Origin of the sequence: Pseudomonas sp. D1HM (assembly GCF_019266105.1) — a bacterium.
Taxonomy (GTDB): domain Bacteria; phylum Pseudomonadota; class Gammaproteobacteria; order Pseudomonadales; family Pseudomonadaceae; genus Aquipseudomonas; species Aquipseudomonas taetrolens.
Map to the genome: position 1 here is coordinate 481377 of NZ_LRMN01000006.1, position 21171 is coordinate 502547.

Annotated in this window: 20 protein-coding genes; 5 read left to right on the forward strand and 15 right to left on the reverse strand. The window is 61.1% G+C overall.

Annotated elements, in window-relative coordinates:
- Window positions 1-30: 30 nt before the first annotated feature.
- Window positions 31-1053, reverse strand: a complete 1023-nt coding sequence (gene sohB, locus AWM69_RS09620) for a protease SohB (RefSeq protein ID WP_048380186.1) — start codon at window positions 1051-1053, stop codon at window positions 31-33.
- Window positions 1054-1259: 206 nt separating this feature from the next.
- Here sohB and AWM69_RS09625 point away from each other — a divergent pair, with 206 nt between their 5' ends.
- The 5 genes from AWM69_RS09625 (at window position 1260) to AWM69_RS09645 (ending at window position 5613) form a co-directional block, all read left to right on the forward strand.
- Window positions 1260-1970 carry a histidine phosphatase family protein gene (locus AWM69_RS09625; protein ID WP_218726422.1) on the forward strand — a complete coding sequence of 237 codons (711 nt, stop codon included), beginning with the start codon at window positions 1260-1262 and terminating at the stop codon, window positions 1968-1970.
- 56 nt (window positions 1971-2026) lie between these two features.
- Window positions 2027-2341 carry an SCP2 sterol-binding domain-containing protein gene (locus AWM69_RS09630; protein ID WP_048380190.1) on the forward strand — a complete coding sequence of 105 codons (315 nt, stop codon included), beginning with the start codon at window positions 2027-2029 and terminating at the stop codon, window positions 2339-2341.
- 197 nt (window positions 2342-2538) lie between these two features.
- Entirely contained in the window at window positions 2539-3597 is a 1059-nt protein-coding gene (locus AWM69_RS09635; protein WP_218726424.1) for a phosphotransferase family protein, read from the forward strand.
- A gap of 22 nt (window positions 3598-3619) precedes the next feature.
- Entirely contained in the window at window positions 3620-4387 is a 768-nt protein-coding gene (locus AWM69_RS09640) for an SDR family oxidoreductase (RefSeq protein WP_218726425.1), read from the forward strand.
- Between the two features lie 119 nt (window positions 4388-4506).
- A complete protein-coding gene (locus AWM69_RS09645; RefSeq protein WP_218726427.1) occupies window positions 4507-5613 on the forward strand; it encodes a Gfo/Idh/MocA family protein in 1107 nt (368 codons plus the stop codon).
- A gap of 51 nt (window positions 5614-5664) precedes the next feature.
- On the opposite strand, the gene AWM69_RS09650 is transcribed toward AWM69_RS09645, so the two are convergent.
- From AWM69_RS09650 to AWM69_RS09715, 14 genes are all read right to left on the reverse strand, one after another.
- On the reverse strand, window positions 5665-6738 hold the full coding sequence (locus tag AWM69_RS09650) for a nitronate monooxygenase family protein (protein ID WP_218726429.1): 1074 nt from the start codon (window positions 6736-6738) through the stop codon (window positions 5665-5667).
- Entirely contained in the window at window positions 6735-7640 is a 906-nt protein-coding gene (locus tag AWM69_RS09655) for an enoyl-CoA hydratase (RefSeq protein WP_131654000.1), read from the reverse strand. Before AWM69_RS09655 ends, AWM69_RS09650 begins: the two co-directional genes overlap by 4 nt.
- 14 nt (window positions 7641-7654) lie before the next feature.
- Window positions 7655-8452 carry a CoA-transferase subunit beta gene (locus AWM69_RS09660; protein WP_218726430.1) on the reverse strand — a complete coding sequence of 266 codons (798 nt, stop codon included), beginning with the start codon at window positions 8450-8452 and terminating at the stop codon, window positions 7655-7657.
- 11 nt (window positions 8453-8463) lie between these two features.
- Complete coding sequence (locus tag AWM69_RS09665; RefSeq protein ID WP_048380202.1) at window positions 8464-9339, reverse strand: CoA transferase subunit A; 876 nt, start codon at window positions 9337-9339, stop codon at window positions 8464-8466.
- Window positions 9340-9376: 37 nt separating this feature from the next.
- A complete protein-coding gene (locus AWM69_RS09670; protein ID WP_218726432.1) occupies window positions 9377-10267 on the reverse strand; it encodes a VOC family protein in 891 nt (296 codons plus the stop codon).
- A gap of 325 nt (window positions 10268-10592) precedes the next feature.
- Complete coding sequence (locus AWM69_RS09675) at window positions 10593-11537, reverse strand: OB-fold domain-containing protein (RefSeq protein ID WP_218726434.1); 945 nt, start codon at window positions 11535-11537, stop codon at window positions 10593-10595.
- Window positions 11538-11542: 5 nt separating this feature from the next.
- Complete coding sequence (locus AWM69_RS09680; RefSeq protein ID WP_218726436.1) at window positions 11543-12754, reverse strand: thiolase family protein; 1212 nt, start codon at window positions 12752-12754, stop codon at window positions 11543-11545.
- A gap of 101 nt (window positions 12755-12855) precedes the next feature.
- On the reverse strand, window positions 12856-14523 hold the full coding sequence (locus AWM69_RS09685; protein ID WP_218726438.1) for a DUF1302 family protein: 1668 nt from the start codon (window positions 14521-14523) through the stop codon (window positions 12856-12858).
- A gap of 85 nt (window positions 14524-14608) precedes the next feature.
- Window positions 14609-15694, reverse strand: coding sequence for an MBL fold metallo-hydrolase (locus AWM69_RS09690; RefSeq protein WP_218726440.1), 1086 nt, complete (start codon window positions 15692-15694; stop codon window positions 14609-14611).
- Window positions 15687-17549 carry a long-chain-acyl-CoA synthetase gene (locus AWM69_RS09695; protein WP_218726442.1) on the reverse strand — a complete coding sequence of 621 codons (1863 nt, stop codon included), beginning with the start codon at window positions 17547-17549 and terminating at the stop codon, window positions 15687-15689. Before AWM69_RS09695 ends, AWM69_RS09690 begins: the two co-directional genes overlap by 8 nt.
- On the reverse strand, window positions 17546-18619 hold the full coding sequence (locus AWM69_RS09700; RefSeq protein ID WP_218726443.1) for an alkene reductase: 1074 nt from the start codon (window positions 18617-18619) through the stop codon (window positions 17546-17548). The genes AWM69_RS09695 and AWM69_RS09700 overlap by 4 nt, the downstream gene beginning before the upstream one ends.
- Window positions 18620-18628: 9 nt before the next feature.
- Window positions 18629-19258: a nuclear transport factor 2 family protein gene (locus tag AWM69_RS09705; RefSeq protein WP_218726445.1), complete on the reverse strand. Its 630-nt coding sequence runs from the start codon at window positions 19256-19258 to the stop codon at window positions 18629-18631.
- A gap of 77 nt (window positions 19259-19335) precedes the next feature.
- On the reverse strand, window positions 19336-20109 hold the full coding sequence (locus AWM69_RS09710; protein ID WP_218726447.1) for an SDR family NAD(P)-dependent oxidoreductase: 774 nt from the start codon (window positions 20107-20109) through the stop codon (window positions 19336-19338).
- A gap of 29 nt (window positions 20110-20138) precedes the next feature.
- Complete coding sequence (locus AWM69_RS09715) at window positions 20139-20873, reverse strand: SDR family NAD(P)-dependent oxidoreductase (RefSeq protein WP_048380221.1); 735 nt, start codon at window positions 20871-20873, stop codon at window positions 20139-20141.
- Window positions 20874-21171 lie beyond the last annotated feature (298 nt).

Consider the following 21171-nt stretch of genomic DNA (forward strand, 5'->3'; position numbering starts at 1 on the left):
GTCAAGTGTCGCAAGGGCGCCGATCACGGATCACCAGAAGCGCTGTTGGGTCAAACGGCTCCACAGCGAGTCCGCCACCCGCTCGGCAGACTGGCTGGCAGCCAGCCCTACCCGCTCCTGCAGGCTTTTACGCTGGGCATAGTGCAAGTGGAACAGTTGAGCGTCCCTGGCCCGTTCAGCCAGATACTCGTCGCTGGTTTTCAGCTCATCGACCAGTTTCATGTCAACCGCAGCAACCCCCAGCCAGACTTCACCGGTGGCCACTTCATCAATGGCCAGCTGCGGACGGTACTTGGCCACGAAGTTCTTGAACAGCTGGTGGGTGATGTCCAGATCCTGTTGAAACTTCTCGCGGCCTTTCTCGGTGTTTTCGCCAAACACCGTCAAGGTGCGTTTGTATTCACCGGCCGTGAGCACTTCGTAATCGATGTCGTGTTTCTTCAGCAAGCGGTTAACGTTGGGCAACTGCGCCACGACTCCGATAGAACCCAGAATGGCAAAAGGTGCGCTGATAATCTTTTGACCGATGCAGGCCATCATGTAACCGCCACTGGCAGCCACTTTATCGATGCACACCGTCAACGGGATACCGGCCTGGCGAATACGTGCCAGTTGCGACGAGGCGAGGCCATAGCTGTGGACCATGCCGCCACCGCTTTCGAGACGCAGCACCACTTCATCCGCCGGGGTGGCCAGGGTCAGCAGGCTGGTGATTTCGTGACGCAGGCTCTCGGTCGCCGAAGCCTTGATGTCACCGTCGAAGTCCAGCACGAATACCCGTGGCTTTTCTTCGGGTTGTTTTTTCAGCTTCTTGTCAGCCTTGGCGGTTTGCTTGCGCAGCGTCTTGAGCTGGTCCTTGCTCAGCAGCGATTGCTCCAGGCGTTCGCGCAAGCCTTTGTAGAAGTCATTCAGGTTGCTGATCTGCAACTGCCCCGCAGAGCGGCGACGCCCTTTGCCGCGCAAGGCCGCAAGGGTCACCAGCACCACCAGGATCGCGACCACCAGGGTCACGGTTTTAGCCAAAAAACTGGCGTACTCGGCAAGAAATTCCACACCCTCTCCTTCAAACTAAAGCAGCCCCAGGGACAGGGCTGCGCAATGGGCTCAAGCATACCGGCGCGACCTGCTGCCGGCCAGCCGGCAAACGCCTGTGCGCAAGGCCATCGGCACAATTCAAACAAGCGTATGTTTTTTTATTGACAGTGTCTTGCCATGCTCCTAACCTCGCCAGACTTTCAACGTGCCGGGATGAAGCGGACGTGGGCAGCATCTATCTGATAAGACATGGCCAGGCCTCCTTCGGTGCAGACGACTATGATGTGCTGTCGCCGCTGGGTGTGCGCCAGGCGCAAGTCGTGGGCCAGCATCTGCTGGACCTTGGCCTGAGCTTCGATCGCTGCCTGTCCGGTGATCTGTCGCGCCAGCAGGATACCGCGCGACATGCCCTGGCCCGGTTCAGTGCTGCGGGGCTGCCCGCACCCGAACTGGAGCTCGATGCTGCTTTCAACGAATTTGACGCCTATGGCGTGCTCGAAGGTCTGCTGCCAGGATTGTTGCCGGATGAGCCCGAAGCCCTGACCGCCATGAGCAACGCTGTTCATGACCCGATGGAGTTCCAGCGTATCTTTGAACTGATCATCGCGCGCTGGATCAGTGGCGAATGGGACACGCCCGGGCTGGAAAGCTGGGCGGGGTTTGTCGAACGGGTCCAGTCCGGGCTCACGCGCCTTCTCGCACAGGCGGGCACCGGGCAATCCATTGCCGTGTTCACCTCTGGCGGCACCATCACGGCCCTGCTTCACCTGTTGACCCGAATTCCCGCCAGCGAGGCCTTCAAGCTGACCTGGCAAATCGCAAACACCTCGCTCAGCCACCTCAAGTACAACGGCAGCGAGGTCACCCTGGCTTCCTTCAACAGTCATTTGCATTTGCAACTGTTGAAGACGCCATCACTGATCACCTACCGATAAGCGATGGCAAATGCGCCCTTCGGGTCGCTGTAACTCACCCTATAAAGGATCGAACCATGACTTCTGTAGCTGATGCCGTTCAAGCAATGAAAGCCAAATTCAACCCAGCCGCTGCTGCGGGTCTGGACCTGGTATTCGGTTTTCGCATCGATGATTCCAAGCACTTCTCGCTGATCGTCAAAGACAACACCTGCGAACTGCAAGAAGGTGAAAACCCGGACGCACAAGTGACTCTGGTCATGGACGGCGACACCCTGAAAGATATCGTCAGCGGCGAGACCGACGGCATGCAGGCCTTCATGGGCGGCAAACTGCGCGCTGAAGGCGACATGATGCTGGCAATGAAGCTGAGCGACCTGTTCCCGGCCTAAGCCACACGCAGCACCCAAAACCGAGGCCCACGCGCTTCGGTTTTTTTTTGCCTGTGCTTCACTGAGGGGCTATCAAGGAGGTTGATCGACCACTAACACCCCGGCCTATTAAGGCCGGCGCCGGCTTGTCGAGGTTCGGGAGGCCCATTAGATTAGCGAATGTTGTCAGGCCCCAAGAATAAGCAGAAGAGATAGACATGGCGCTTACCGATTCGTCTACCCACATCCGCACAGGTGAAGAGCTCGACGCCGCCCGGATAGACCCGTACCTCAAGGCCCACATCCCGATGCTGGCGGGCGAGCCCGTGATCAGCCAGTTCCCCGGCGGTGCATCCAACCTGACCTACCTGCTTGAATACCCGGATCGTGAACTGGTGCTGCGCCGCCCGCCCTTCGGCCATAAAGCCAGGTCGGCCCACGACATGGGCCGCGAGTTCCGCATTCTGAATCAACTCAAGCAGGCGTTCCCCTACTGCCCGCAGACCTACCTCCATTGCACCGATGACACCCTGATCGGCAGCGAGTTCTATGTCATGGAGCGGGTCAAAGGCATTATCTTGCGCGCCGACCTGCCGCCCGAACTTGACCTCGGGCCCGCAGCTACCCGCGATCTGTGCCGGGGATTTATCGACACCCTGGTTGAGCTGCATCAGGTTGACTACCACGCCTGCGGCCTGGGCGACCTGGGCAAGCCCCAAGGCTATGTGCAGCGCCAGATCAATGGCTGGTGCGAGCGCTATGAACAGGCCCGGACCCCGGATGCGCCCCATTGGCAAGCCGTCAAGGACTGGCTCAGGTCGAATATGCCGGCCGATCACCCGAACCCCGCCCTGGTGCACAACGATTTCCGCTTCGATAACGTGATCCTGGACCCGCAGGATCCGATGCGCATCATCGGGGTCCTGGACTGGGAGCTGACCACCCTGGGCGACCCGCTGATGGATCTGGGCAACACCCTCGCCTACTGGGTCGAGGCAGGCGACCCGGCGCCGTTCCAGCTACTGCGGCGTCAACCGAGCAATGCCCCGGGCATGTTGACCCGCCGCGAATTCGTCGACTATTACGCCGAACGTTCAGGCATCCGGATCGATAACTACGATTTTTATTACACCTACGGCCTGTTCCGTCTGGCCGGCATCGTTCAGCAAATTTACTACCGCTACTACCACGGCCAGACCCGGGATCCGCGCTTCGCATCGTTCGTGCAGATGAACGCGCTGCTGGAGCAGATGAGCCTCAAGGTCATTGGCCGTTAAACCCGCTCACCCAGGAGTCAGCATGTCCAAGACCCAACTGTTCGATCTGGAAGGCAAAGTTGTCTTGGTTTCCGGTGCCAGTCGCGGTATCGGTGAAGCCATCGCCAAACTGCTGGCCCAGCAAGGTGCCCATGTCATTGTCTCCAGCCGCAAGCTCGAAGGCTGCCAGGCCGTGGCCGACGCCATCATCGCCGAAGGTGGAAAAGCCACGGCCATTGCTTGCCATATCGGCGAAATGGAACACATCACCCAGGCCTTTTCACGGATTCGCCAGGACTTTGGCCGCCTCGATATTCTGGTCAATAACGCCGCCACCAACCCGCAGTTCTGTAACGTACTGGACACTGATCCCGGCGCATTCCAGAAGACCGTGGATGTGAATATTCGCGGCTATTTCTTTATGTCCGTCGAAGCCGGCAAGCTGATGCGTGAACATCAGGGCGGCAGCATCATCAACGTGGCCTCGATCAACGGCGTTTCACCCGGGGAATTTCAGGGCGTGTACTCGATGACCAAGGCGGCGGTCATCAACATGACCAAGGTGTTCGCCAAGGAATGCGCGCCCTTCGGTATCCGCTGCAACGCTTTGCTTCCGGGCCTGACCGACACCCGCTTCGCTTCGGCGCTGGTCAAGAATGACGCCATCCTCAATGCCGCGCTGCAACACATCCCGCTGAAACGCGTCGCCGCTCCCGAAGAAATGGCCGGTGCGGTGTTGTACCTGGCCAGCGAGGCGTCGAGCTATACCACTGGCGTTTCGTTGAATGTGGACGGCGGATACCTCTCCTGATCCGGCAATCTGCGGCAGTGACCCGGCTCCGATGAATATTAATTTCCAGGCATTGCAAATACGGAATATTTATTCCATAAATAGCCTTCCTGAAAATAATAATCCAAAGGATCCTGGCGATGCGTCAACTTGGAATAGGCTTGATCGGCACCGGTTTTATGGGCCGTGCCCACGCGCTGGCGTTTCGCAACGTCAGCGCGGCATTCGAACTCCCGGTGCAGCTGCATCTTGCCGCGGTGTCCGATGCCGATGCCGAACGTGCCCGGCACTGCGCGACCGCCTGGGGTTTTGAGCGCGCCCACAATGACTGGCAACAGCTGATTGCCGACCCCCAGGTTGATCTGGTCGCCATCACCACCCCCAATCACCTGCACTTCCCCATGGCCATGGCGGCCCTCGCCGCAGGCAAGGCCGTGTACTGTGAAAAGCCCCTGGCCGTAAGCCTTGAGCAGGCCGATCAGATGCGCCTGGCGGCCCGGGCCGCAGGCGTGGTCACCCGGGTCGGCTACAACTACCAGCACAACCCGATGCTGGTGCTGGCCAGGCAGATGATCGAGCGCGGTGATCTGGGTCGCATCATCAGTTTTCAAGGGGAGTTCAGCGAGGACTTCATGGCCGGTGCGAACCTGCCCTGGTCATGGCGCTGCGAGCCCGGTCACGCCGGGGGAGCATTGGCGGATCTGGGCAGCCACTTGCTGGCCATGGCGCGTTATCTGGTGGGGGACATTGAAGCCGTGTGCGCCGACAGCCAGACTGTTCACCCGCAGCGCCCCGCCACCCTCAACAGCAGCGAGCTGCGCGACATTGCAGTGGATGACCAGACCCACGCCCTGTTGCGCTTTGGCAATGGCGCACGCGGCACGTTCAGCAGCAGCTGGCTCAAGCACGGCTATAAAAATCATTTGAGCTTTGAAATCAGCGGCACGCTGGGCACCCTGAAATTCGACCAGGAGCGCTTGAATGAACTGCAACTGTGCAAACAGGGGCAAGCCGGCTTCGAGCGACTGCTGGCGGGGCCGGCATTGCCCGGCTATGCCGCGTTCAGTCCGGCCGCAGGTCATCAACTGGGCTACAACGAACTGAAAACCCTGGAAGTCCACGCGGTGATCCAGGCCTGTGCCGGCCAACCGGCACCAGGCCCGGACTTTGAAGAAGCCTGGCAGGTGGAACGCCTGGCCAGCGCCATTCGCGTAGCGGCGCAGGAGCAGCGCTGGGTAACGCTGTAACCTGGCCTTGGCTCGCGGTGACAGCGCGTCATCGCGAGCATGCTGAGGGCGCTACACGGCGTGGCGGGCAGCGACCGCCCGCAAACACCGTTCAGCCTCTTGCACCATGTCTTCGATCAGTGCCTGGCAGCTTTTCAGTTCGCCAATCGCCGCCGCCACCTGGCCGCAAGGCAAAATCCCTTCGTCAGGGACACCGTCCACCATCGAACGCTGTAATAACACCGGCTGGTTGGCCGCCATTACGGTCTGCGACAACGCCCCCGGATCTTCCTTCACCGACTGCGCAAACACGCTGAGCATGTGGCCCAGGCTCATGCCGGTCTGTTGCTTCCATTGCCAGGCACTCCCCAGGGCAATGCGCAGGCGGCCAAAGGCGCTGGCTTTTTCCAGGCGATTGATAAACGCGTTCTCGATCATTCGATGGCGCATGCCATCCACCGCTGTAGTCACCCGGATCTGCTGCGGGTCGGCGACCTTGACGTAACGCTCCAGGGTGGCAAGGGGCGTGGGCGATTCGCGGGTCATCAGGAATCGCGTCCCCATGGCAATCCCGGCAGCCCCGGTGGCCAACGCCCCGGCCAGACCACGACCAGTGGAATATCCACCGGCCGCGATCACCGGGACGCCTACGGCATCCAGCACCTGCGGCAGCAAAATGGTGCTCGGCACGCCGCCGGTATGGCCGCCCCCTTCGCCCCCCTGCACGGTGATCATGTCGGCCCCCAGCTCAACCGCCTTGACCGCATGCTTGACCGCGCCCACGGTCGGAATACACAGCACCCCGGCCTTTTTAAAGCGGTCGATGGTCTGACGATCCGGGCCGCGGCCATAACTCACGGCACGCAAACGGTATTCAATGGCCAGGTCGACGCATTGCGCTGCGTTCTCCTGGAACATATGGAAATTCAGGCCGAAATTGCTGCTGCCGGTGGCTTCAATCACACGCTGGATTTCTGCCTCCAGCGCATCGGCAGCAATCGTGGCTCCGGCCAAAAAGCCAAAGGCTCCGGCGTGTGTGCTGGCAACCACCAGATTGGCATCCGCCACCCAACCCATCGCGGTTTGCACGATGGGATAGCGGCAACCCAGCGCCTCGGTCAGCGCTGTTTGCAAATACACACTCATCGACGCTCTCCCGCAGCCGCTTTGTTGGCCTCGGCCATGCCCTTGGCGTCATAGCCGCCAAGCTTGTCACCCGAGAGCAATTCATTATGGCTATGGGCGAAATGGTGCCAGGCAAAAACCGCGTCCATCGCGGTCCGCTTGCCCTGCAAATCCTCCACGTGGTTGATCGCCTGCTTGGTCAGGGCCAGGCCCATGCGTGGCTGTTTGGCAATCGCTGCCGCCAGCGCATAGGTCCCCGCCTCCAGCTCCTCCCGGGCAAACAGACGGTTGACCATGCCCATTTGATAAGCGCGCCCGGCGCTCATCCGGTCTCCGGTGAACAGGAACTCCTTGGCAATGCGCGGGTTGAGTTCGTAGGGGTGAGCAAAGTACTCCACCCCAGGAATCCCCATGCGCACCACCGGGTCCTGGAAAAACGCATCGTCGCTGGCGACGATCAGGTCGCACACCCAGGCCAGCATCAGCCCCCCGGCAATGCAGGCCCCCTGAACCATGGCGATGGTTGGCTTGGGCACTTCACGCCAGCGCCGGCACATGCCCAGGTACACCTCCTGCTCCCGGGCGTAGAGGTATTCTCCCCCCGGTTTATTGGTGTGGTCCCACCACAAATGCGCCCGGTCGAACGACTTGTTGATGTCGCGTCCCGGGGTGCCGATGTCATGCCCTGCCGAAAAGTGTTTGCCATTGCCGCGCAACACGATGACTTTCACCTCATCGTCATTTACCGCCCGGCGAAAGGCATCGTCCAGCGCATAGGTCATTTGCGAGTTCTGGGCATTGTTGACCGTGGGCCGATTGAGGGTCAGCGTGGCAATGCCATCGGCCACCGCATACAGCACCGGTTCTTCGGTTTCGTACACAGCGGTATCAGCCCGCTGCACAAATTCGCTGTCGCTGTTCATCTGGAGTCCTTGCCTTAGGCCTGACGAATGCCGGGCGGGTTGCCCTTGAGCGCGGCGGCGCGGTAGTCATGCGGATCCAGCCGGCGAATGAGTGCCAGTTGCTCCGGTGTAGGCGCCACGGTTTGCTTGAGGTCAGCGGCCTTGAGCAGCGCAAAACCGGTCTTTTCCTGTACCTCCTCAAACGTCACACCCGGGTGCAACGAACGCACCTGCGGCGCACGGTCCGGGCCACCGAAGTCCATGACGCACACGTCGGTGACGACCAGTCGAATGTCCATCAGGTCGCGACGCATGCCCTCTTCCCAGCGCTCATCGTTGAAGCCGACTCCCGAGACCATGTCCACTTCCCCCGAGACAAACGCACGGGTGTTATGGGACGGCACGAACAGCGAGTTGATGTGGTTGATGCTGTTACCCGGCAAACCGCGCACGCCGAGCATCGCGACCTTGGGCTTTTGGTAATCACCAATGCAGGACAGGTTGGTCTGGCCCCAGCGGTCGACCTGGGTCGGCCCGATCATCGCGTGGCGGCGTCCGCCCCAGACACACTCGAATACCCGCTCGAACGACAGGTAGCCCGAGTAGCCCGGCACATAATCGCCACGCGGGCCCAACGGAATCGGCTCTTCCACCAGAAACGCTTCGCTGTCGGTCATCAACAGTTCAGGGCTATGGGTCATCTTGGCCAGGCTTGCACCCAGGCGCGGGATCACACCCAGGCCGGAGGCGATGACTTCACCGTTATCGCGCCAGGCTTCGCTGGCGGCCACGATCAACAGTTCAGCCAGGGTGAATTCACAAGTAGCAGTCATGTTCATACTCCTTAAAACACGGGCAGCGGCAAAGCGCCCAGGCGTTCGGTCCCGCCATTGCTGGCCTGATAGGCGGTTTCGCCCGGGGTCACAAATTCCGCGACGTAGGCATCCCAGCCGCCGTCTTCTGCAGCACTGGCGCTGTAGCGCTTGAGGTGGCTCATGTCCCAGCCGTAATCGGACGGGCACGATGTCGGATGCGCACCAAACGGCGCATGCACCACACCGCTGACCAGGTAGCGCTCGAAAGTGTTGAAGCGGGCTTGGGTGGCATCGAGATTCAAACGCTCTTCAATACGCTCGCATGACACGAAGCACTGCTTCGCCGCACGGGCGTAAAGATGATCAAAATACGGATCCGGCCCGGTCACCAACGTATTGCCCAGACGATCGGCGACGTTGACGTGCAAAAAGGCGATGTCCAGGTTCAGCGCGGGCATGGCCAGCAGCACCTCGCCATCGGCATAAGGCGATTGCACCTGCTTGATCTCGGGGTTCAGGCGGCTGACATCTGTCGCCAGACCGCAGCGTGTCGGCAAAAACGGCAACCGCATGCCCGCGGCACGCAGGCCCCACTGCAGCATGCCCTCGTCCAGTTCCATAAGCTCCAGCCCGCCGGCTTCACGTGCCTTGCGAAAGTGGGCTTCCAGCGGGATCGCATCCAGAGTGGCAAAGCCGAATATCAGCTTTTTGACCTTGCCGGCCGCGCACAGCATGCCGACTTCCGGGCCGCCATACGCGACCACCGTCAGGTCCTTGACGTCCGAACGCAGGATCTCGCGCACAATTGCCATCGGCTTGCGCCGAGGCCCCCAGCCGCCGAAGCCGATGGTCATGCCGTCACGCAATTGGCCGACCACGTCCGCCGCTGTCATTTGCTTGTTCATGTGTTGCTCCTTACTGCTGAACCATCGAGGCTGAGCCCTATGGCTGGCCAACGGAAAAGTCGTGTCCCCACAGGCTCACCCGGGTGAACTCAAATGCGCTGTGCGCTTGCCAGTCCACCAGCAAGCCGCCATAGCCGTACTCCAGGTCGAAGCCCGAAGGGGTTTTCATGTAGAACGAAGTCATGCGGTCGTTCAGGTGCTGGCCGAGCGTGGCGGACAGCTGGACGTTATGGGCAATGTGACGATCGTGGGCGCGGCCCACTTCGGTCATGGACTCGACCTCGACCATTACGTGAACGCAACCTGACGGCACCGGATACTCGGCCAGCGCCAGGCTGTGATGGCGACTGTTTTTGCAATGCAAAAAGTGGATGCGGATTGGCGGTGCCGAGGGGTCGGGGCGGAAGTTGAAAATGTCCGACAGCTCAAACCCGAGTACGTCTTTGGCAAAGGCCAGGGTGGCATCAAAGTTCGGTGCCGGCAGCACGGTGTGCCCCAACCCCATGTCACCGGTGACAAACCCCGGCACGCCTTGTGGCGACACAAATGGCTGGCAATCGGAACGATGGCCCCAGCTCAGCTCATGGCGATTGCCCGATGGGTCGGTCACGTGCACCAGCGCTTGCACGCCGCGCTGATCACACTGTTCGGGCGTACCTGGACGCCAACTGACATCAGCCTGCTCCAGGGTTTCGATGGCCGCGTTGAACGCACCTTCGCTGGCCAGCTCCCAGCCGGAAGCCAGATAACGCGACTCACCGCCAGGCACGATCAACATCCGGAACGGACGCTCATCCATCTTCACGTACAAACCGCCAGCGGGTGCCGCACAGACCATCATTCCGAGCACGTCTTCGGCATAACGCTGCCATTGAACCGGATCGGCGGACTCTGCAACGAAGTAGCTCAAACCACGAATGTCGATCATGTGCCTGCTCCTCTAATGCCTGTATTTATTGGCTGAGGGCAGTATGGGAAGGTTGGTTGCGGGACTCATCGTCCGTTGAGACTAAGACCGGGGGGCGCTGCGCATCCGTAGCAGTTGTCGAGTGCAACGAGGCGACATCCAGCGATAGATGGGTTCACCGGCTTTACGACGGGTCGCGGAAAACCGGGGGGCGCTGCGCACCCCATCGCAGCCTTCGGCAGCGGCTACAGATTCCTCACGACCTGCAGCATTTGTAGCCGCTGCCGCAGGCTGCGATAAGGCCCGAAGGGCCTTCAAAACCAGGCAATGCGGCTACGCCCTGGGGTTACATATACAAAATCACCAGTTCATTGATCACGGACGGCCGTTCGCTGCCCAGCACGTGGGTGTTGAGTTCCAGGGTCAGTTGGGTGCCGCTTTTGACCCGCTCCACACGCTTGACCCGCGCACGGGCATGGATCGTGGCGCCGGCGGGCACCGGCGAGGGAAAGCGCAGGCGGTCCGAACCGTAGTTGATCATGTTGCTGAAACCGGTGATCTCATACCCCAGGTTGAGCTTCATGCGCGATTGCAGAATCTGCACCAGCGCACCGTGGGCGATGGTGCCGCCAAACGGGCTTTGCTTACGTGCACGCTCAGGGTCGGTGTGAATCCAGTAATCATCCCCCGACAACTGGGCAAAACTGTCGATCAGCGCCTGATCCACCACCACCTGGTTGCTCCACGGGCCGAAGGTTTCGCTCACCAGTGACTGCAGCGCCGCTTCGTCGTCCAGTGCGACCTGACGTACCGCGGCAGCCTCAGCCACCGGCACAGCAGGTTGCTGCTCGGCACGCAGGGTTTTCAGCCGCGCCGGGTCTTTATCCAGCCCGGTAAAGCGCAATAGCCGGTTCCCCTTGGCGTCGACCTCGGCAAACACCGGTTGCAGACGCATGCCGATCTTCACTTCGGACTCATCCAGCCCCACCAGATTGCTGTTGATGCGCACCCCTTGATCGAGCTCGATCACGGCCAGCATTTGTGGCATTTCATCGGCAAAGTCCGGCAAGGTAGCGATGCGCGTGACAGTAAAGCTGTACAGCGTCGCCCCGCCGCTGACTTCGCGCCAGCTCAGGTCATGGGCAAAGCATTGCGGGCAGTGGCGACGCGGGTAGAACACCCAGTCGTTGCATTGATTGCACTGCTGGATCAGCAACCGCTCAGCCTTCAGGCCTTCCCAGAACGGAGCTGAAATCTCGGTCGGAACCGGCATTGGTTTGTTATTCGACATTGGATTCATGCTCCCTGAAGTATCAACGCGCCCTGCTCACTCATCACGCCACCCGTGCCGGAAACGTACACGGTGTCGCAACGCTTGAGCTGACGTTCACCGGCCTCTCCGGCAATTTGCGTCACGGCCTCGATCACCTGGGACATCCCTCCCGCCGAGCCGGCCTGGCCAAAACTGAGCTGGCCGCCGTGGGTGTTCATCGGGAAGTCGCCACGCCAGGTAAGGTCGTGCTCGCGGACAAAGCTCATGCCCTCGCCCTTGGCGCAGAAGCCTGCGTCTTCCAGGGTCAGCAATGCCGTGATGGTGTAGCAGTCGTAAATCTGGGCGGCATCGACATCGGTCGGTTTGAGCCCGGCCATGTCGAACGCCCGGCTGGAGGCAGGGCCAATCGGGGTGTGCAGCATATCGGCGGCATACGACGGCGACTTGAAGGCCAGGTGTTCGCCAAAACCGGTGATCCACGACGGACGCTTGCGGGCCCGGGCCGCAACCTCTTTGGAAGCGATGATCATCGCCGCGCCCCCGGCCACAGGCATCACAATTTCCAGCACATGCAGCGGGTCGGCGACTTTTTTACTCGCCAGCACTTGCTCGATGGTCAACGGTTGACCGTAAAACATCGCCTGCGGGTTGTATTGCGCGTTGGTGCGCTGATCCACGGCAATCTTGGCCATCGCTCGCGGGTCGTAGCCATATTGCGCGGCATAGCGCTGGGCAATCATCGCGTAACCGGTGTTCTGGCCCATGTGGCCGTACGGCAAATCGAACTCGGCTTCCGGGGCGCCGAAGGCGGTGCTGTGCCCGCCAAAACGCATGGCGCGCGCCATCCAGCTCTGGTCTTCGTCCGGTCCAAATGGCGCCATCCGCGCCGGCAGTACACACAGCACGGCCTGGCACAGTCCCAATTCGATAGCCGCGGCAGCCCGCCAGACCATCCCCACCGAGGTGCAGCCACCGAGGTCGACCACCTCGGCAAAGTTCAGGCGCAAGCCCAGGTATTCGGCCGCCATCGCGGGCACGAATACCGAAGCCTCATGAAACTGCGGGCCATTGATCACCAGCCCATCGAGATCCGAAGCCTGCAAGCCTGCATCACGCAACGCCTGGGCAGCCAGGTCCGCGACTTGTTCCAGGTGGAACATGCGCGGGGCCGTGGCATATTTTTCCGGTTTGTACTGTGCGCTGCCAACAATGGCCGCATGACCTTTAAGACCCATAGGTATCTCTCTTTAATCAGTTGCACCGTAAAGGCGTGTTGCGCCGGCCCGGGCGACCTTGGCATCAGGTCGCAGCCGCGGCCGGCGGCGACAGCCTTTACTCAGAAGGTGTATTTCATGGAGAACGTGGCGTAGTCACGGTCTGCCAGCGGACGCTTGATCGGATCAGCCGAGCCCAGGTAACCGATGTACTTGAGCGACACTTCAAAGTTGCTCAGGTATTTGAAGGTGGTCCCGGCACTCAGGCGGCGGTCACCGGCAACCCCGGCAATGCTCCCGGCCATGGGCGCGGCACCGCTGAACACGTTAGAAAAGGTAAACGGAACCTCCAGGTCCCAGCCCTGGAACACGCCCGGGTAACTGAACGACGCGCCGAGGGTGTAAGCGCTGGAAGAGCGCGTACGCCATGCAGACGACGTTTTGTAGGCGTAATCGTTGGACGGCTCGACGGACGGCGCCAGCGACGGCAACAACGGCAAGCCCTGCAGGTTCGGTGCCCCGGAGGTTTCATCCGCGTGGTCGGCCCGTACGGTAATAATTTCACCGGTCAATGTGGTCTGGCTGGCCCACGGGCGGTCACCCAGAATGCGCATCGCCGACAATTGCAACTGCTGCCCGCGACCTTTGGCCGGCACCGCGCCCAGGCCGGTATTGACCATGACCGGAGCACCGTCACGGTACGACCATTCCGCCCCGACCTGGGTCTCGCCCAGCTTGGTGGTGGCGCTGATCCCCGTCAGTTTGATGTCTTCAAAATACTTGATGCGGTAACCATTGCTCTTGAATGCATACTGACCATTGCCCACGGGCAGCGGGTCGTAGCCCACCAGGCCGGTGGCCGGGTTTTTGTCGTGGTAAACCACATGGAACAGCGACATTTCCAGCTCAGGCATTGGGCGGAAGCGGATCTGGGCGCCCCACTGCCCGCTGTCGCGAGGCTCGTCGGTGCCGCGATACGGAATGTTGCCCGTCGGGCTGATGATGAAGTCGCGGCCCGGGCCGATCACGTCGGTGGTTGACAGGTAGCTGCCTACTGGCGGCAACTCGGTGCCTTTCCACTCGTACTGAACGTAAGCACCCAGGGTGATTTGCGGATTGATCCGATAGGACGCCGAGAATTGTCCTACCGGCAACAGCACCTCCTTGACCTCAACCCCTGGCTGCGCAGCCTTCACCGCATCGGACGGGTTCTGCACGCCGTTAACACCGGGGTAATACAAGCTCTCGCCCCATGACTCGATGTGACGACCGGCCTTGACGTCGAGCATGGTGTCGTTGTCAAAGCGCCAGCCGCCAAACACATAGGCGTCCAGCAAGCGCGTGCGGCCACCGCTGAATTTGCGGGTGTCGCTGGTGAACTCGTCATTGCTCCCGTACTTGTTGACGGTTGAAGGGGAGTCGTTGTCGTTGGAGCGGTGGTAAATGTCGTCATAGAAGGTACTGGCGCGCACCACGGCGCCGTAGTTGTCCTTGCGCAAGATCATCTCGCCCAGCGCACCCACCCGGTTAGTGGTAAGGCTGTGGCGGTCAAAGTTGCGGTTGGCATCGTCGGCGTTAACCCCCATTAACTTGTCGCTGGGATCACCCAGGCGCATGCCGATGCCGTAGCTGGTGGTGACCGACCAATCGATGGTCGCTCCGTTATCGAACTCGATGGTTTCCCCCGCCCACACCGGGCTGGACATCAGCGCGACGGCAGCGGCCAGGCCGGTGACCTGAAAGCTGTGCGGTCGTGGTCCCAGACATTTATTGTTGTTTTTATTGATCACTCTGCCTCTCCTGATTCGCGACCCGTTGGCCGCATCGATGGGTTCAAGCGTCATTGCGTTCTACCGACTGCGCGCAGGCCTGCGCTCAAAACTGCTCGAGCGGATTGAACTTCGAGACTCCTGTCCGGGGCCGTCGATAACGATGCAGCCCTCCTTGTTCCTCACGGACGAGCGCCCCCTCGGCCATGAGGTAATTGGCGTGAGCCAACGTTTCGCCAACAGCCATCAGCTCGTCAAAACGACCTGACAGCTTTTTGAACAGCACCGCCATCATTTCCAGCGCCGTACGCGGTTCCTCGCAAGCCTCCAGCAGTTGCTGCAAGTGGGCCCGGTGGTGGTCGCGCAATTGATCGAGGCGCAGGTGCAAATTGAAAAACGGTCGCTCGTGCGCCGGCAGCACCAGCACACTGTCGGGGATCACCCGCAGGTGTTCGATGGAGTCCAGCCAGTCGCGCAACGGGTTGGCTTCAGGCTCGATGACGTAAACCGCAATGGTCGACGTGATGCGCGGCAACACCTGATCGCCCGAAATCAGCAGGCCATCGTCGGCGGCATACAGGCACGCATGCTCCGGCGAATGCCCGTTGCCGGTCACGACCTGCCAGCGGCGGCCGCCAATGATCAGTTCGCTGCCGTTTGCCAAACGGGTGAAGCCCGCCGCGGTCTGCGGCCGAAAATGTTCACCCTGGATCAACGGCAGCAAAGACGTGGCGCGCTCCGCGCTGAAGCCGGCCTTTTGATAAAAATCGAGAAAGGCCCAATCCGGTGATGCAGCCCTCGGCGGTCCATGATGCAGCGCGTCGAACTCGCCGAGCGTCATCAGCACCGGACACCGAAAACGCTCGGCCAGCCACCCCACCACGCCGGTATGGTCACTGTGAAAATGCGTGCAAATCACCGCTTTGAGCGGCAAGCCGGCCATGACCTCGACAAAAACCTGCTCCCATACCTCCCGGCATTGGTCGCTGTTGAGGCCGGTATCGACCGCCACCCAACCGTCGCCATGACGCAACAGATACAGATTGATGTGATCCAGACCGAACGGCAGCGGCATCCGTAGCCATAACACGCCCTCGGCCACTTCCTGCACCTGACCATTGGCCGGAGCCAGCGGCCATGGATATCGCAGACCGTCACGCCATTCGTGACCCCGGGCGTCGAATTCACTCATGGCCGGAGCTCACAAAGGGTGGCAAACCGGCACGGGCCAACACCTGCAACGAATACGGCTGATAGGTGCGCGTGCTGTCGTCCCGCACAAACAACGGATCGGCAAACAGCCCCGGCGCGTAGCCCTGGCGCTGTAAATCAACCTTGCGCAGCTTGAACGTGCTGGTCAGGTCTGCCGCTGCCGAGACCCGGACAAACATCGGCGCCGCATATCGCGGCAAGCGGGCTTCGGTCAGGTCATAGAACGCCTTGGGATCAAAGTCCTGCCCCGGCTGCATCAATATGGCCGCCATACCGGCCCGGCCTTCATGTTCCGGCACCTGCACGCCGTAGACGTTGATCAGTTCAAGCCCCGGCAAATCACTCAGGGTGTCCGCCACTTCCAGGGTGGAGACGTTTTCGCTTTTCCAGCGGAAGGTGTCACCGATACGGTCTACGAAATAGAAATAGCCATCGTCGTCATAGCGCAGCAGGTCGCCCGAACTCCAGTAGGCATCGCCGGGCTGGAAGACATCGCGGCGGATCTTGCTTTCAGTCGCAGCGTCGCTGGTATAGCCCTCAAAACGCCCGCCGCCCATCTGCGGATGATTGACGATAAAGCCCATGGCTTCCCCCACTTCCCCCGGTTGGCAGAGCTGGTAAAAGCCCTGTTCATCCCGTGGATGGGTGTCGCTTTCGACGTCGTAACGCACCAGCCGCAGGTTGGTGCGGCTCCAGTCCGGCACACGCCCGCACGAGCCGACATAATTGTCGACGTTGATCAGGTTGGCATTGGCCTCGGTCGCTCCCCATCCCTCGAACACCTGGATCGGCCCGAAACGTTCCAGCCAGCGTTGCCAGGACTCGGGCGTCAACCCGGCCCCGAGCATGTAGCGCAAGCTGTGCTCGCGCTCCCCGGCCACCGGCGGCTGATTAAGCAAGTAACGGCAGATTTCACCGATGTACTGAAAAACCGTGATCTGGTTGCGCCGCACGTCCTGCCAGAACTCACGCACGCTGAACTTGCGTCGCACCACAATACTGGCCCCGACGCGCAAGGCGGTGGACGTCACCGAGGTGGCCGCGGCACCGTGATACAGCGGCAGACAGCAATAAAACACGTCGTCGCAGGTGGCCCCCAGGGTGACTTCCATCACGTCACCCGACGACATCCAGCGCATATGGCTGTAACGGGCAGCCTTGGGCAGGCCGGTTGTACCCGAGGTAAAAATCAGCAAGGTCGTGCTTTCTGCCGTGACCGCTGCCCGGACGTCCCGCGGGAATGGCGTGGCCGGGGCCTGGGCAAGCTGCGCAGCAAAGCCGCCATCAACGCAGGCCGGCAGTTCATCGTCGCAGGGGTTTTCAGGGTCAGGAATCAACCACCACGGCACGTCCGGCAAGCCTTCGGTGGCCAGCAGATTAGCCAGGCATTCTTCCCCGACCACCACGGCTTTGGCGGCAGTGGATGCCAGGGCATGCACCAGTGGCTTGCCGCTGACCTGGGTATTGATAAATGCCACCACGACACCCAGCTTCACCAGGCCGAACCAGCTGAAGAAAAAGCCCGGGCGGTTCTCCATGGCGATCGCGCAAACATCACCGGGACGCAGGCCCTTGCTGTAAAACACGTGAGCCATGCGGTGAGCCTGGGCATCCACTTCGCCATAGCTGAACGTCTGCGTGCCATAGATCAAGAACGTACGTTCGGGGGCGCTTTGTGCCTGAGCCTCAAGGCGATCCGCCAGGGTGTACAGGTCAGCCGGTTTGATCTGGGCACTGGCCGCAGAACGCAGGTCCAGCAAGGCCTGGGTCTGCTCGCGGGGCACCGGGAGTTGTCGAGACGCCACAGGGACGTTGATCCGGGACATATCGTTCATTGCGCCACCGCCTCGCACAGCGGGTAATCGCTGTAGCCTTCCGGACCAGGGGAATACAGGGTTTTGCGGTCAAAGCGTGCCAGTGGCAAGCCGCGTCGCAGACGCTCGACCAGATCCGGGTTGGCGATAAAGTGCCGCGCAAACGACACCGCCTCGCCCTGCCCGGCCTGCAGCGCGGCTTCAGCTCCGGCACCGTCAAAACCGTCATTGAGGATCAAGCCGCTGCTGCAATGACGTTGCGCCAGGGCAAACGCATCGAGCTCGGCCAGCGGCGAACGCATGATGTGCACATAGGCCAGATCCAGCGGCTCGGCCGCCTTGCACAAGGCCTCGGCCGTTGCCAGCGGATCGTCGTCCTGAATGTCATTGAACGGGTTGCCCGGGCACAGGCGCATCCCGACCCGACCGGCGCCAATGGCCTGCGCCATGGCGCTGAGAACCTCCACCGGGAAGCGCACGCGGTTCTCGACACTGCCACCATAACGGTCAGTGCGCAGGTTGCTGCCCGAGGCCATGAACTGCATGGGCAAATAGCCGCTGGTGCAGTGCAGTTCCACGCCGTCGAATCCTGCCTCGCGGGCATTCAACGCCGCCTGACGATACTCTTCGATCACCTGCGCGATGTCGTCCAGCGACAGGGCCTGCGGCTCATCGGTGTCGACCATGCCGGCGGCATCGGTAAACAGTTGGGTGCGCGCGCGCAAGGCAGACGGGGCGACCGTTGCCGCACCTGCCGGCTTGTTGAGAACACTCGATGCCCGCCCCACGTGCATCAGTTGCAGCACGATCAGCCCGCCTTCGGCATGCACGGCATCGGTTACGGCTTTCCAGGCAGCGATCTGTCCGGCGCTGTAGATGGCCGGGGTGCGGCAATAACCGAGACCATCGGCCGAGGGCGCCGTGCCTTCCGCGACGATCAACCCCGCTGACGCCCGTTGCCGGTAATACTCAACCATTTCGGTGGTCGGCACGCCCTGCTGATCGGCCCGGCTACGGGTCATGGGTGCCATGACAATACGGTTGGCCAGCTCCAGCTCGCCCAACCGCACAGGTTCAAACAAAATGCTCATAGTGGCTCCTCAGCGCACGCGAATTTTCGGAGCGCCGGCCCCGCGGCGCAGGGTGGCCAGAAAGCGTTCGACCGGTGCAGCTGCCGCGACCTGTGGCAGATGTTCTTTATCCGGACGCTGGGCCCAGAATTCGGTCCAGGACGGAAACAGATCATGGAAAGTGCCCGCATAGGGCTCGCGTCCCGGCCAGCGCATTTTCTGCGTGCCGATCGGCGGTTTGTTGAGGTCGCTGGCGTACCAGTAGCACGGCAGGCGACGGCGGAAATACCAGCGGCCCTGCATGCGCTCGTAGTCATCCCAATAGAGCATTTGCATGTTCACCCACTCAGGGCCGGTCTCATGCTCGTTCTTGGAATACACCACCCCGACCGCATGATCCGGGTCGGTAAACTCGATCAAGTGCTGGCCCAGGTGATGCGAGGTGCCATGAAACTGATCGCGCAGGGTGTCATCGACCCAGGCCTTAAGGTGAGCACGCCCGACTTTTTCACGCCCGACACGAATATCTTCAGCAAACAAATTGACGTGGGCATCCAGGTCGCGCATGTCCAGCGACAATGAGTATTTGCCGGCCAGTTGACGAATCTCTTCAATCGACTCCAGCCGATCAAGGCGGGCAAGCAAGGCGTTCTGTTCCATAAGCGGTGTCCTTAAACAATCTCTGACGGTCTGTTCCCGAGCGGCCACAGCCGCCCCGGCCCCTGCGATACGTGGGGTTATTCCAGTACGGTGTACAGTTCGCTACTGCGGCCACCGTCGACCGGCAAGCTCGCACCGGTGATGTAAGACGCTTCGTCGCTGGCCAGGAACAGAATGGCGTTGGCCACTTCTACCGGCAGGCCGACGCGTTTGAGGGGAATCAGTTTTTCGGTGTTGAGACGGGTCTTGTCGTCAGTCAGCATGCCCGCGGTGGCCGGGGTCGCTACCACGCCCGGGATCACCACGTTGCAGCGGATGTTATGGCTCGCGCCTTCGCTGGCCGCTGCACGACTGAAGTTGATGACAGCCGCCTTGGCCGCTGAGTAGCCGGCCATCCACGGTGTGCCGAACAGGCCGCAGATCGAGGCAATATTGATGATCGAGCCGCTGCCCTGTGCACGCATCAGGCTCATGGCCGTGCGCGTGCCCCAGAACGTACCGTCCACCGTAGTGGCGAAGTTCGAGTGCCAGTCAGCCGTCGAGGTGCTGTCAATCGCGCCCCAGCTGTAGGCCATGGCGTTGTTCACCAGAATGTCCAGTCGCCCATTGCGGTTGGCAGCCGCTTCAATGGCGCCGACATAAGCCGCTTCATTGCTGACATCGGCCACCGCACATTCGGCACGCCCCCCGACATCACGAATCTGTGCCGCCACCGCTTCCAGCGGTTCGATACGGCGACCGCACAACACCACCAGCGCGCCCTCCTCGGCAAACCGCAGCGCCGTGGCGGCACCGATGCCCGATCCGGCGCCGGTGATGAATGCGACCTTGCCCTGTAAACGAATGCTCATACCCTGTTCCCCCATCCAGTGCCCAACGATTAGATAAACGCCATGCCGCCGTTGACCGCGAGGTTTTGCCCGGTGATAAACGCCGCGTCATCACTGGCCAGAAAGGCCGCGACCCGCGCAATTTCATCGGTTTCGCCCATGCGGCCCAACGGGATGGCCTTGAGCATGCTTTGCATCCAGTCGTCGGGGATGTCAGCCATCATTGGCGTGTTGGTCGGGCCAGGGACGATGGTGTTGACGCGAATGCCATTGGCCGCCAATTCGCGCGCCATGCTGCGGGTCAGCCCCATCACGCCGGCTTTGGCGGCGCAGTAATGGCTTGGACCTTCACCGGTCAGGGCTGAAGTACTGGAGATATTGATCACTACACCCGGGGTGCCGGCAGCGAGCATCAACTTCACGGCCTCGCGGCTACAAAAGAAAGTGCCGGTCAGGTTGACGCCGATCACCCGTTGCCAGTGTTCGTCCGGGGTTTGTGCGAAAGCATCGATCGAGCCGATGCCGGCGTTATTGACCAGCACATCGAAACGACCGAAGCGTGCTTGCACAGCGGCCATTGCCGTCGCGACAGAGTCGCTGTCGGCCACGTTGCAACTGACGGCCAACGCCTTGTCACCCAGGCCCTCAATCGTTTCCCGAGCTGCCTCAAGGTTGATATCAGCCGCCACCACCCATGCACCTTGCTCGGCGAAATGACGAACGATCGCCCGTCCCATGCCTTGGCCTGCACCCGTTACAAACGCAACCTTATTCATCAATTTCATGGAGCCTCCCGCCTGCCAGAATGACGCCCGACTGCAGCACTGAAGGCTGACGGCGGGATACGGGAACCATCATTGACTGCACGAAAAAGCAGAACATCGTCCGATGGGACTAAGCCTTCGCGCGGCATGAAGACAATCGTCAGGGGCCACCGAAAAACAACTCGGCCTGCGCAAAACTCGACATCCACAAGAAATACTGTAGATAGCTCTATCCCGGGCTGAAGGTTATCGATGGAGTGCTGACCTGCTGGTCTAAACGGACGATGTAGACCCTGTGCGCCTATGGAATAACACTCTC

Coding starts and splice junctions, on each gene's coding strand:
- AWM69_RS09695 (WP_218726442.1), bottom strand. CDS start 17,549: ATGAACGATATGTCCCGGATCAACGTCCCTGTGGCGTCTCGACAACTC.
- AWM69_RS09630 (WP_048380190.1), top strand. CDS start 2,027: ATGACTTCTGTAGCTGATGCCGTTCAAGCAATGAAAGCCAAATTCAAC.
- AWM69_RS09655 (WP_131654000.1), bottom strand. CDS start 7,640: ATGAACAGCGACAGCGAATTTGTGCAGCGGGCTGATACCGCTGTGTAC.
- AWM69_RS09670 (WP_218726432.1), bottom strand. CDS start 10,267: ATGATCGACATTCGTGGTTTGAGCTACTTCGTTGCAGAGTCCGCCGAT.
- AWM69_RS09660 (WP_218726430.1), bottom strand. CDS start 8,452: ATGACTGCTACTTGTGAATTCACCCTGGCTGAACTGTTGATCGTGGCC.
- AWM69_RS09690 (WP_218726440.1), bottom strand. CDS start 15,694: ATGAGTGAATTCGACGCCCGGGGTCACGAATGGCGTGACGGTCTGCGA.
- AWM69_RS09710 (WP_218726447.1), bottom strand. CDS start 20,109: ATGAGCATTCGTTTACAGGGCAAGGTCGCATTCATCACCGGCGCCGGA.
- AWM69_RS09680 (WP_218726436.1), bottom strand. CDS start 12,754: ATGGGTCTTAAAGGTCATGCGGCCATTGTTGGCAGCGCACAGTACAAA.
- AWM69_RS09665 (WP_048380202.1), bottom strand. CDS start 9,339: ATGAACAAGCAAATGACAGCGGCGGACGTGGTCGGCCAATTGCGTGAC.
- AWM69_RS09635 (WP_218726424.1), top strand. CDS start 2,539: ATGGCGCTTACCGATTCGTCTACCCACATCCGCACAGGTGAAGAGCTC.
- AWM69_RS09700 (WP_218726443.1), bottom strand. CDS start 18,619: ATGAGCATTTTGTTTGAACCTGTGCGGTTGGGCGAGCTGGAGCTGGCC.
- AWM69_RS09715 (WP_048380221.1), bottom strand. CDS start 20,873: ATGAAATTGATGAATAAGGTTGCGTTTGTAACGGGTGCAGGCCAAGGC.
- AWM69_RS09675 (WP_218726434.1), bottom strand. CDS start 11,537: ATGTCGAATAACAAACCAATGCCGGTTCCGACCGAGATTTCAGCTCCG.
- AWM69_RS09640 (WP_218726425.1), top strand. CDS start 3,620: ATGTCCAAGACCCAACTGTTCGATCTGGAAGGCAAAGTTGTCTTGGTT.
- AWM69_RS09650 (WP_218726429.1), bottom strand. CDS start 6,738: ATGAGTGTGTATTTGCAAACAGCGCTGACCGAGGCGCTGGGTTGCCGC.
- AWM69_RS09705 (WP_218726445.1), bottom strand. CDS start 19,258: ATGGAACAGAACGCCTTGCTTGCCCGCCTTGATCGGCTGGAGTCGATT.
- AWM69_RS09645 (WP_218726427.1), top strand. CDS start 4,507: ATGCGTCAACTTGGAATAGGCTTGATCGGCACCGGTTTTATGGGCCGT.